Origin of the sequence: Bradyrhizobium sp. (assembly GCF_004799445.1) — a bacterium.
Classification (GTDB): Bacteria; Pseudomonadota; Alphaproteobacteria; order Rhizobiales; family Xanthobacteraceae; genus Bradyrhizobium.
The window spans coordinates 18,027-30,264 of record NZ_SSNA01000059.1 but is presented as its reverse complement, the minus strand read 5'-3'; the positions used below and the strand labels follow the sequence as shown (position 1 = coordinate 30,264).

Here is a 12,238-nt window from a genome sequence, read left to right as displayed (position 1 = left end):
CAGCGACGGTTTCTGGATACCGTTGTTGCGTCACGCAGGCCTCGCCTGCGGCCTTTTGGCAGTGCCAAAAACGCGATCGTGATGGCCTGCCGGGGGGTGCGAGGTTGCGTCACGCCGCGCGGTTTGATCCTGCGCAAGACGTAAGCCCCGCCGAAGGTCGTAGTTGTTCCGCTTGTCGGCGCCGTCAGGCCCGGCGCATAATTGTTGCAACAATGAAGACGGCTTGCAGTGCGTCCGCGTTCACGGGCCGCATCGGTGGAGGATCAAATGTCCGAGAAAATTTACGACGTACCGGCCGAATGGGCCAAGCGCGCCTGGGTCGATGAGGCCAAGTACCGCGAGATGTATGCGCGCTCGGTCAGCGATCCCAACGGCTTCTGGGCCGAGCAGGCCAAGCGCATCGGCTGGATCAAGCCCTTCACCAAGGTGGAGAACACCTCCTTCGCGCCCGGCCATATTTCGATCAAATGGTTCGAGGACGGCGTCCTCAACGTCGCATGGAACTGCATCGACCGGCATCTCCACAGCCGCGGCGACCAGACCGCCATCATCTGGGAGGGCGACAACCCTTCCGAGTCGAAACACATCACCTATCGCCAGTTGCATGACGAGGTCTGCAAGATGGCCAACATCCTGCGCACCCGCAACGTCAAGAAGGGCGACCGCGTCACGATCTATCTGCCGATGATCCCGGAAGCCGCCTATGCCATGCTCGCCTGCGCGCGGATCGGCGCGATCCATTCGGTGGTGTTCGCCGGCTTCTCACCCGACAGCCTCGCCCAGCGCATCGGCGATTGCCAGTCCAAGATCGTGATCACCGCCGATGAAGGCCTGCGCGGCGGCAAGAAGGTGCCGCTAAAGTCCAATGTCGATGCCGCGATCGCCAAGAGCGGCGGCGTCGATTGGGTCGTCGTCGTCAAGCGCACCGGCGCCAAGGTCGACATGAACCCGTCGCGCGATTTCTGGTATCACGAAGCCGCCGAGATGGTGACGACGGAATGCCCGGTCGAGCACATGCACGCCGAGGATCCGCTGTTCATCCTCTATACGTCGGGCTCGACCGGCCAGCCCAAGGGCGTGCTGCACACCTCCGCCGGCTATCTGGTGTTCGCGGCGATGACGCATCAATACGTGTTCGACTATCACGACGGCGATATCTACTGGTGCACGGCGGACGTCGGCTGGGTCACCGGCCACAGCTACATCCTGTACGGCCCGCTGGCCAACGGCGCGACCACGCTGATGTTCGAAGGGGTGCCGAATTATCCCGATAATTCGCGGTTCTGGAACGTCATCGACAAGCACAAGGTCAACATCTTCTACACCGCGCCGACCGCGATCCGCGCCTTGATGCAAAGCGGCGATGAGCCGGTGAAGAAGACCTCGCGAAAGTCGCTTCGCCTGCTCGGCAGCGTCGGCGAGCCGATCAATCCGGAAGCCTGGGAATGGTATCACCGCGTGGTCGGCGACGACCGCTGCCCGATCGTCGATACCTGGTGGCAGACCGAGACCGGCGGAATCCTGATCACGCCGCTGCCCGGCGCCACCAGGCTCAAGCCCGGCTCGGCGACCACGCCGTTCTTCGGCGTGGTGCCTGAAATCGTCGACGCCGACGGCAACGCGCTGTCGGGCGAGTGCCAAGGCAATCTCTGCATCGCCAAATCCTGGCCGGGGCAGATGCGCACCGTCTACGGCGATCATGCCCGCTTCGAGCAGACCTATTTCTCGACCTACAAGGGCAAGTATTTCACCGGCGACGGCTGCCGCAGGGATGCCGACGGCTACTACTGGATCACCGGCCGCGTCGACGACGTCATCAATGTCTCGGGTCACCGCATGGGCACCGCCGAAGTCGAAAGTTCGCTGGTCGCCCACGCCAAGGTCTCGGAAGCCGCCGTCGTCGGTTACCCGCACGACATCAAGGGCCAGGGCATCTATGCCTACGTCACGCTGATGACCGGCATCGAGCCGAGCGAGGATTTGCGCAAGGAGCTGGTGGCGTGGGTACGCAAGGACATCGGTCCGATCGCTTCGCCGGACCAGATCCAGTTCGCGCCGGGCCTGCCGAAAACCCGCTCCGGCAAGATCATGCGCCGCATCCTGCGCAAGATCGCCGAGGACGAGCCGGGAAGTCTCGGGGACACCTCGACGCTGGCGGATCCCGCCGTGGTCGACGATCTGGTGCGACATCGCCAGAACAAGAAGGACGCGTCGGCTTAGCGGCTGTGCGGCTCGGACGGATGGGCGACGTTCCCCGGATGCTGCGCAGCACGAAGTGATGCGCCGCTGATCCGGGGTCGGTTTCGAACGCATGAGCCTCTTCCCGGTATTGGTGTGTCCCGGTTCTGCCAAGCCCCGCGCTATGCGCTGCATCGCGCCGGGGACACGGCTTCGAGCTCCGTCTCTCACGCCATTGTCAGCGCCAGCCGGCCGTTGCCGCGCGTTTCCTGAAGAGTGTTGTTTTCAGGTCATTTACTTTGTTTCCAACATTTCCTCTGTTGCCGTCACAGAACCCGTCCCAGGCACCGGCGTGGAAAGCGTCTGGTTAACGCGTGCGGTTAAGAATTGGTGGCAGACCCGCCGCTTTGCGGGCCTCGGGTCGGAATTGGCAACCCCCGATGGGGCGGCGGAAGCAATTGGAGAGATCGATGTCGCTGAGGATTGCGGTGGCGCTGGCGGCCACCATCGGGGCGGGGATGTTGGGAACAAGCGGCGCCCAGGCGCGGCCCGACGTGGTCGGCTTCCGGGGCGACTATTCGCCGGGAACGATCGTGGTGAAGACCAATGAGCGCAGGCTTTATCTCGTTCTCGATCCGGGCCATGCCGTCCGTTATCCCGTCGGCGTCGGCAAATCCGGCAAGCAATGGGCTGGCACCACGCGGATCGACGGCAAATACCGCAATCCGGCCTGGTCCCCGCCCGCGGAAGTGAAGCGTGACAAGCCGCAGATCCCGGACGTCATTCCCGGTGGCTCGCCGCGCAATCCGATGGGCGTCGCCGCGATGACGCTGGCGGGCGGCGAGTACGCGATCCACGGCACCAACATGCCGGGATCGGTCGGAGGCTTTGTCTCCTATGGCTGCATCCGCATGCTGAACCCCGACATCACCGACCTCTACCAGCGGGTTTCGGTCGGCACCACGGTGGTGGTGACGCGCTGACGAATTCCACCGGAATTTGAAATTGCCAAAAGCCGCGTGCGAGCGCGGCTATTTATTTGAAAATCATTCGTTTTGGCCCGGAACCGGCCAGCACGCGCGGTGACGGGCCTCAAAAGTCCGAGGCGATGCCCTTACTCTCCCAATCGCCATATCGCGTCGGCTCCGGCCCCTTGGGGCCCTGAAGCTCCTTAGGCGCGAGCGTCGCGCTGGCCTCCGCGGCCAGTCGGCGCGCTTCGGCCTCGGCGAGGGCGCGCCTCGCCGCCGGCGAAAGCGGCTTGCGTTCCGGCGCGGAAGCGGCCATTGCGGGCCGCGGGGCATCATCCGTCATCGAAATTGCTCCTGCTGCGGGACTGACCGGCTCGATTCACGTTTTTGCCGCGCCACCCGGCCTGTGAAGTCGCAAATGCGATTCTTATATTTGGCATATTCTACTGCCAAAAGGATTCTTCCCTCCTGACGGCAAAAGCTGAAATGCGAACAGCTGTCCAATATCGCAAGATGTTCCCGCTCCATGCCCCCACAAAGATTCGCCCTGCCCTCCGAGGTGCCCGGTCTCGCGGCGCGGCGGATCGCGGCAGACATACTCGACGGCGTTCTGCATAAGCACCGCACGCTCGACGAGCAGCTCGACGGCGCCGCCGCGCATCCCGGACTGAAGAATCTTTCCGATCGCGACCGCGCCCTGATGCGGCGGCTGGTCGCGACGATCTTGCGGCGGTTGGGCACGCTCGGCCATGTGCTGTCGCGGCTGCTCGATCGCGGCATTCCGACCGACGCGCCGCGCGCGCAAAGCGCGCTCTTGATCGGCGCCGCGCAGATCCTCTGGATGGACGTGCCCGACCATGCCGCGGTCGATTTGTCGGTGCGGCTGGTGCAGTCGGATCGGCGGGCCGCGAAATATGCCGGGCTCGTCAATGCGGTGCTGCGCCGCTGCGCGCGCGAGGGACAACCGCTGATCGACGAGGTCAAGTCGCAGACGCTCGATGTACCGCCGTGGCTGATGGCGCGCTGGATCGCCCATTACGGCGAGGCCGTCGCGCGCGACATCGCGGCTGCGATCGGCCAGGATCCGTCGCTCGATATTACCGTGAAGTCCGACCCTGAGCAGTGGGCGACGCGTCTGCACGGCGAAACGCTGCCCACGGGCTCGGTGCGCACGCTGCTGCAGGGCTCGGTGAAGATGCTGCCCGGCTTTTCCGAAGGCCATTGGTGGGTGCAGGACGCTGCCGCCGCTTTGCCGGCGCGCCTGTTCGGCGACGTCGCCGGCAAGGCAATTGTCGATCTCTGCGCCGCGCCCGGCGGCAAGACCGCGCAACTCGCGCTCGCCGGGGCGCGGGTGACCGCGATCGACCGTTCGCCCCACCGCATGACCCGGCTGCGCGACAATCTGGCGCGGCTGGCGCTGGATGCGGAGGTGGTGGTGGCCGACGGCGCCGACTGGCTGGAGCGAAACCACGACCGAGGCTTCGACGGCATTCTGGTCGACGCGCCCTGCACCTCGACCGGCACGATCCGGCGCCATCCCGATGTCGGCTGGCTGCGGCAGGAATCCGATATCGCGCCGCTGGCGGCGCTGCAGAAGCGACTGCTGCAAAAGGCGGTCACCCTGCTGAGGCCGGGCGGGATGTTGGTCTATTGCACCTGCTCGCTGGAACCGGAAGAGGGCGAGCAGGCGGTGGCGGCGCTTCTGGCGTCCGAGCCGGCGATGCGACGGGTACCGATCGAGGCCGCCGAGGTCGCAGGCCTCGGCGAACTGCTGACCGCGGAAGGTGATTTGCGCACCCTACCCTGCCACCTGCCGCACGTTGACCCCCGGCTGGGAGGGCTCGACGGCTTTTACGCCGCACGGCTAGTGCGGCAGACTTGACATTCGCTACTGCCTAGCCGCGAGTCCTCGAAGCGAATGCCAAGTCCAAAACCGCACTAGAATCATATTCTTGCTGATGTCCCTTTGGATTCTGGCATTCGCAAAAGAACCTCGCTGCGGACGGGCTGCGAATGCCAGAACCGGGACACCAGTTTAAATCCTGATTTTGCACCATATTCTCGCCCTGTCGCGCTGATTCGCGCGGTTTCAAGGTGGTGTCTTGACCGCGTTTCCGGACTAAAAGGATTCGACAGCGAATCCTCCCAATCAAGGCAAGGCGTGTCGGTCGCTCAACGCAGACGTATCTCGACGCTGATCATGGGCCGTTTCGCACGGAACATGATGGCGCGCGCAAGCGGCGGCTCGGTGACGTTGTCGCGGCTGTGGCCGGGACGCACCGATCGCCTGATCATTGCCCCGCATGACCTGCGCACCGCCGACGCCACGCGTGCCGCCGAAATCTATGCCGGCCGCTTTGTTTTCGCCGGCAAGATCGTGACCTGCCATGGCCGCTCGATCTTCGATCTCGAGCCGCCATCGGAGGATTGGGAGGTGGCGCTTCTCGGCTTTGGCTGGCTTCGACATTTGCGCGCGGCCGATACCGCGCTGACCCGCGCCAATGCGCGCGCGCTGGTCGACGACTGGATTTCAAATCCGGGACACAAACGGCCGGTCGGCCGCCGCGCCGACGTATTGGCCCGCCGCGTGATCTCGCTGTTGTCGCAAGCCCCGCTCGTGCTCGGCGATACCGACGGCAAGTTCTATCGGCGCTATTTGCGGGGGCTGACCCGCGAAATCCGCTATCTCCGCTACACCATGCTCGATATTCCCGACGGCGTACCCCGGCTGCAGGTGCTGATCGCGCTTTGCTACGCCTCGCTCTGTCTCGCCAACCAGGCGCGGCACATTCGCACCGCGGCGCGCAAGCTGTCCGACGAACTGCAACGGCAGATTCTGCCCGACGGCGGCCACATCTCGCGCAACCCCGGAGCATTGATCGAGCTATTGATCGACCTCCTGCCGCTGCGGCAGACCTTCGCGGCCCGCAACATCGCACCGCCGCCGGCGCTGTTGAACGCGATCGATCGCATGATGCCGATGCTGCGCTTCTTCCGTCACGGCGATGGCAGCTTCGCGCTGTTCAACGGCATGAGCAGCGCGCCTTCCGATGTGCTGGCGACCCTGCTCGCCTATGACGACGCCCATGGCGCGCCGATGGCGAACATGCCGCACACCGGTTTTCAGCGGCTCGATGCCGGTACCACGACGATCATCATGGACACCGGCCCGCCGCCGCCGCCGAGCGTCAGTCACGATGCTCACGCCGGCTGTCTCTCGTTTGAATTGTCGTCGGGGCCGAGCCGGATCGTCATCAATTGCGGCATGCCCTCGACCGGTCGCGACAACTGGCGCAGCTTTGCCCGCAGCACGCCGGCGCATTCGACGCTGACCTACCACGATGTCTCCTCCTGCCAGTTCGTTGAGCTCTCGGCGGTGAAGCGCCTGCTGCAGGGCTCGCCGATCGTCAGCGGTCCGGCCAATGTCGAAAGCTACCGCGAGGCCGTCGCCAATGGCGTGCTGCTGACGACGTCGCATGACGGCTATCTCGGGCGATTCGGCGTGGTGCATCGCCGGGTGCTGATGCTCGCCCATGACGGCACCAGGCTTGACGGCGAGGACACCCTGTCGCCGGCGCCGGGCGGGCGGATCAAGGGCAACGACACCGACTACGCGCTGCGGTTTCATCTGCACCCTTCGGTGAAGGCAAGCCGTCTCAGCGACGCCCGCGGCGTCATGCTGGTGCTGCCCAACCGTGACGTCTGGACCTTCGAGGCGCTCGACGACAAGGTCGAACTCGAAGACAGCGTGTTCCTGGCCGGAAACGACGGTCCCCGCCGCACCGCCCAGATCGTGATTCATCAGGATTCGCGCCACGCCGCTAGCGTCCGCTGGAGTTTCGTGCGGTCGTCGACGTCGGCCTCGGCCACGACGGCGAAACGCAACGCGCGCCGCGAGCCGGAACTGCCTTTGTAGAGGAAGATTTCCACATTCGACCTTCGCCGGTTTCGTGGCCGACAAAACCGTGCTACGCGGCGGACTAACGTTTAGGACAGAGAAATGACCGACCATCCACGCCGCGTAACCCGCGCCTTGCTGTCCGTTTCCGACAAAACCGGGCTGATCGAATTCGCCCGCGCCCTGGCCGCCCACGGTATTGAGCTGGTCTCGACCGGCGGCACCGCGAAAGCGATCGCCGCGGCCGGATTGAAGGTCAGGGACGTATCCGAGCTGACCGGATTTCCCGAGATGATGGACGGTCGGGTAAAAACCCTGCATCCGAAAGTACATGGCGGGCTGCTGGCGATCCGCGACAATGCCGAACATGCCGAGGCCATGAAGAGCCACGGCATCGCGCCGATCGATTTGCTGGTCGTCAATCTCTATCCGTTCGAGGCGACCGTCGATCAGGGCGCCGATTTCGAGGCGTGCATCGAGAACATCGATATCGGCGGGCCGGCGATGATCCGCGCTGCGGCGAAGAACCACGAGGATGTCGCGGTGGCGGTCGAGATGCAGGATTATCAGGCCGTGCTCGATGAGCTCGCGTCCAATCGGGGCGCCACCACGCTCTCGCTGCGGCGGCGGCTGGCCGCCAAGGCCTACGCCCGCACCGCCGCCTATGACGCGGCCATCTCGAACTGGTTCGCGCGCGAGCTCAAGACCGAAGCGCCGGATTTTCGCGCCTTTGGCGGACGGCTGATCCAACCGCTGCGCTACGGCGAGAACCCGCACCAGGCGGCGGCGTTCTACCGGACGCCCGACAAGCGCCCGGGTGTCGCCACCGCGCGGCAGCTGCAAGGCAAGGAACTATCGTACAACAATATCAACGACACCGATGCGGCCTATGAGTGTATCGCCGAGTTCGATGCGGCGCGCACCGCGGCCTGCGTTATCGTCAAGCACGCCAATCCCTGCGGCGTTGCCGAAGGGTCCGATCTCGTCGGCGCTTACCGCAAGGCGCTGGCGTGCGATTCGACCTCGGCCTTTGGCGGCATTGTCGCGCTCAACCGGACGCTGGATGCCGATGCCGCGCGCGCTATCACCGAAATCTTCACCGAAGTGATCATCGCGCCCGACGCCACCGACGAAGCCATCGCCATCGTCGCGGCCAAGCGGAATCTGCGGCTATTGCTGGCCGGCGCGCTGCCCGATCCGCGCGCCGCAGGGCTGACCGCCAAGACGGTGGCCGGAGGCTTGCTGGTGCAGAGCCGCGACAATGCCGTGGTCGACGACATGACGCTGAAGATTGTCACCAAGCGTGCGCCGACCGACGCCGAGCTGCGCGATCTCAAATTCGCGTTCCGCGTCGCCAAGCATGTGAAATCCAACACCATCGTCTATGCCAGAGATCTGGCCACGGTCGGCATCGGCGCCGGGCAAATGAGCCGGGTGGATTCCGCGCGCATCGCCGCGCGCAAGGCGCTCGATGCGGCCACTGAGCTGAAGCTCGCCGAGCCGCTGACCAAAGGTTCGGTCGTTGCGTCCGACGCGTTCTTTCCGTTCGCCGACGGCATGCTGGCCTGCATCGAAGCCGGCGCCACCGCAGTGGTTCAGCCCGGCGGTTCGGTGCGCGACGACGAAGTCATCAAGGCCGCCGACGAGCACGGCATCGCCATGGTGTTCACCGGCGTGCGGCATTTCCGGCATTGATTCTCGTCGTCCCTGCGAAAGCAGGGACCCATAACCGCAGGCGGTCATTTTGACGTCAGCCGCCCACCCGAGTGCCCCAATGAAGGGACACGGCGTCGCGATGAGCGCAATTGCGCTCACGCTGGGGTTCCCGCGTTCGCGGGAACGACTCGTTGAGAGACCGGGTCAGAAAGTCATTCCCGCACTCTCCCAAGCAGCCCCAATCCCGCGACAAAAAACAACACCAGCACCGCCATGCCGGCCTTCTGGCTTTCGGTCACCGCGGTGACGATGCCGATCAGCAGCGGTCCGACGAAGGACGTGACCTTTCCAGTCAGCGCGAACAGCCCGAAATACTGCGCGATGCGGTCTTTCGGCGCCATCCGGATCAACAGCGTCCGCGACGCCGCCTGCAGCGGGCCCCCGGCGGCGCCGATCAGGCAGCCGAGCGCGAGATAAGCGCGTTCGGCTGCGGCGGCGAACAGCGCACCGTCAGGCACAGGCGGCGCGACCCTGATGAACAGAATCGAATCCCTGCCGACCAGCAGAATGGCAACGATCGCCAAGAGCAGCAGCGTCATGCTGCCGGCGATTACCCGTTTCGGCCCCAGAGTATCGTCGAGCTTGCCGCCAAGCCACGCGCCAAGGGCACCGGCGATCGCCAGGATAATGCCGAAGCTGCCGATCTGGATCGTGTTCCAGCCAAAGGTGCCGGCCGCGTAGATGCCGCCGAACGCGAACAGCGACACCAGGCCGTCGGTGTAGATCATATTGGCCAGCAGAAACGCCGCCATCGATTTCTGCTTTGGCAGTTCGGAAAGCGTGTGCCGCAAATCCGTCGATCCCTCGCGCAAGGCTTCGCGCCATCGCCGCCTGGCGGGGTAATCCGGCGTCAGCAAGAACATCGGCAGCACGAAGACGATGAACCAGATGCCGGTCAACGGACCGGTGATGCGATCGCCCTGATGGGTGACGGGGTCGAGCCCGAACAACGGCACGAATCCGAACAGCGTGTGGCCGGTCTCGGGGCTGGCGGCGAGAAAGCCGAGCACCAGAATCAGGCTGAGAATGCCGCCGACATAGCCGGTGGCCCAGCCGGTCCCCGATAATCGCCCAATCTTGTCCGGCGGCACCAGCGTCGGCATCATCGCATTGTTGAAGACGGTGGCGAATTCGACGCCGACGGTCGCAATTGCGTAGGCCAAGAGCAGCGGCGGAATCACGCTGAGGTCGCCGGGCCTGCCGAACCACATCAGGCATGATCCGATCACCAGCAACGCGCCGAACGCCGCGATCCACGGCTTGCGGCGACCGCTGGCGTCGGCGATGGCGCCCAGCACCGGCGACAGCAGCGCGATCACCAATCCTGCCGCGGCGGTGGCAAAGCCCCACAGCGACTGGCCGCTGGCGGGATCGGACGCGACATGGGTCGCGAAATAGGGTGCATAGATAAAAGTGGTGATCAGGGTGAAATATGGCTGCGCCGCCCAATCGAAGAAAATCCAGCTGATAACGGCGGAGCGCGGAGGATAGGTCTGCTGCATATCCGCACCGCGTGGATTCAAAGCCGCAACCGCCATACCCGAAATGTCCTTGCCCATCACGAGGAGGCGTTTTGCCCGGGGCATGGAAACCCATATAGCATCGGTGGCCGCAATACCCCTTCTCGTTTTTTCCGGCCTAAACCGGTCAACCCGTGGCGGATTTCTTGATGATCCCAGTGAGAATAGAACTACGCAAGATCGTCCTCAGCCTCGTGCTGGCTGCCGCCTGCACGCTGCCGGTGGTGGCGCAGGAACAACACCGCGGCTTCTACACGCCGCCGGCCGCCGACACCGTTCATCCCGTTGTCGCCGAGCACGGCATGGTGGTGGCGCAGGAGAAAATCGCGGCACGCGTCGGCGCCGACGTGCTCCGGCGCGGCGGCAATGCGGTCGATGCGGCGGTGGCCACCGGGTTTGCGATGGCCGTGACCTATCCGCGCGCGGGAAACATCGGCGGCGGCGGGTTCATGGTGATCCACTCCAGGGAGCGCGGCGAGGACGTCAGCATCGATTATCGCGAGACCGCGCCGGCCGCCACCACCCCGGAGATCTTTCTCGGGCCCGACGGCAAGCCCGATATCGCCAAGTCGCGCGACTCCGCGCTCGGCGTCGGCGTTCCAGGCACCGTCGCAGGATTGACCGTGGCGCTGGAAAGATATGGCTCGGGCAAATTTACGCTCGCCGAATTGCTGAAGCCGGCGATCGCCCTTGCAAGCGACGGGTTTGTCGTCACCGATGATGTGGCCGACACGATGCCGGAGGAGCGGCAGCGGCTGGCGCGCTGGCCATCGGCAACCAGAATATTTTCCGGCAAGGACGGCGCACCGTTGCGCGATGGCGACCTGCTGCTTCAGGCCGACCTGGCGGCGACGCTGTCGGCGATTGCAGAACAGGGGCCGCGCGGGTTTTACCACGGCCCGGTCGCCGAAAAGCTGGTGAAGGCGATCGGCGACGCCGGTGGCATCATGACGCTGGACGATCTCAAATCCTATTCAGCCGTGATCCGCGCGCCGATGCGCGGCAACTATCGCGGTTTTGACGTCGTCTCGATGCCGCTGCCGTCGTCCGGCGGCGTCGTGCTCATGGAAACTCTCAATATCCTGGAAGGATTTCCGATGGGTGAGATGAAACAAGGCTCGGCGCCTTCGCTGCATGTCCTGATCGAGGCGATGAAGCGCGCCTATGCCGATCGCGCCCGTTATCTCGGCGATCCAGCTTTCGTCAAGGTGCCGGTTGCGACTCTGACCTCCAAGGACTACGCGGCCAAACAACGCGCCAGCATCGATCTCGACCGCGCCACGCCATGGACCGACGCGCTGTCGGCGGTGCCGCCTCGCGAAGGCAGTAACACCACGCATTTTTCCGTCGTCGACAGCCTGGGCAATGCGGTCAGCAACACCTACACGCTGAATTTCAACTATGGCCTCGGGATGGTCGCCGAAGGCACCGGCGTGCTGCTCAATAACGAACTCGACGATTTCACCGCGGCGCCCGGCGCGTCCAATGCCTTTGGCCTGGTCGGATTCGAGGCCAACCTGCCCGGCCCCGGCAAGCGGCCATTGTCCTCGATGTCGCCGACCATCGTGCTGAAGGACGGCAAGCCGGTGCTGGTGACGGGATCGCCCGGCGGCAGCCGCATCATCTCCGCGGTGATACAGGTGATCGTCAATGTGCTCGATTACCGCATGGATGTCGCGGCCGCGGTCGCCGCGCCGCGCCTGCACCATCAATGGCTGCCGGACGAGGTGCGGGTCGAGCACGGCTTTAGCGACGACGCGCTGGCGGCGCTGCGGGCCAAAGGGCATCGCTTGATCGAACCATTGGGGCGGACCTCGGCCAATTCGATCGCAGTGACCGATATGGGATTGCTGGGCGCCCCCGATCCGCGAAGCCGTGGCGCGGGGGCGGCGGGACAATAAGCCCGTCAGTTCCGCGCATTGCGGATTTGCCTGCCCCCGGGATCAGCGTAGGATTTG

At 64.8% G+C, this 12,238-nt stretch carries 8 protein-coding genes; 6 read left to right on the top strand and 2 right to left on the bottom strand.

Translation table 11 applies throughout. The features are described 5' to 3' along the window. The first annotated feature begins 267 nt into the window (after nt 1–267). Together acs and E8A46_RS07450 are read left to right on the top strand one after the other, a co-directional pair. Nucleotides 268–2,220 (top strand): acetate--CoA ligase, encoded by a 1,953-nt coding sequence (gene acs, locus E8A46_RS07455; RefSeq protein ID WP_291559152.1) that lies wholly within the window; start codon nt 268–270, stop codon nt 2,218–2,220. A 428-nt stretch (nt 2,221–2,648) separates the two neighbouring features. Beyond that, a complete protein-coding gene (locus E8A46_RS07450) occupies nt 2,649–3,161 on the top strand; it encodes a L,D-transpeptidase (protein WP_291559151.1) in 513 nt (170 codons plus the stop codon). 109 nt (nt 3,162–3,270) lie between these two features. On the opposite strand, the gene E8A46_RS07445 is transcribed toward E8A46_RS07450, so the two are convergent. Then, nucleotides 3,271–3,489 (bottom strand): succinate dehydrogenase assembly factor 4, encoded by a 219-nt coding sequence (locus E8A46_RS07445; protein ID WP_291559150.1) that lies wholly within the window; start codon nt 3,487–3,489, stop codon nt 3,271–3,273. A gap of 183 nt (nt 3,490–3,672) precedes the next feature. Here E8A46_RS07445 and E8A46_RS07440 point away from each other — a divergent pair, with 183 nt between their 5' ends. From E8A46_RS07440 to purH, 3 genes are all read left to right on the top strand, one after another. Further along, entirely contained in the window at nt 3,673–5,028 is a 1,356-nt protein-coding gene (locus E8A46_RS07440; protein WP_291559149.1) for a transcription antitermination factor NusB, read from the top strand. A 318-nt stretch (nt 5,029–5,346) separates the two neighbouring features. Beyond that, nucleotides 5,347–7,062, top strand: coding sequence for a heparinase II/III family protein (locus E8A46_RS07435; RefSeq protein ID WP_291559148.1), 1,716 nt, complete (start codon nt 5,347–5,349; stop codon nt 7,060–7,062). An 84-nt stretch (nt 7,063–7,146) separates the two neighbouring features. After that, nucleotides 7,147–8,739: a bifunctional phosphoribosylaminoimidazolecarboxamide formyltransferase/IMP cyclohydrolase gene (gene purH / locus E8A46_RS07430; protein WP_291559147.1), complete on the top strand. Its 1,593-nt coding sequence runs from the start codon at nt 7,147–7,149 to the stop codon at nt 8,737–8,739. Nucleotides 8,740–8,912: 173 nt separating this feature from the next. Here the strand turns inward: purH and E8A46_RS07425 are convergent, their stop codons facing one another. Then, nucleotides 8,913–10,298 (bottom strand): MFS transporter, encoded by a 1,386-nt coding sequence (locus tag E8A46_RS07425; RefSeq protein WP_291559296.1) that lies wholly within the window; start codon nt 10,296–10,298, stop codon nt 8,913–8,915. Nucleotides 10,299–10,429: 131 nt separating this feature from the next. Between E8A46_RS07425 and ggt the strand changes: the two genes are divergently transcribed. Continuing rightward, nucleotides 10,430–12,181: a gamma-glutamyltransferase gene (gene ggt / locus E8A46_RS07420; RefSeq protein WP_291559146.1), complete on the top strand. Its 1,752-nt coding sequence runs from the start codon at nt 10,430–10,432 to the stop codon at nt 12,179–12,181. Nucleotides 12,182–12,238: the final 57 nt, after the last annotated feature.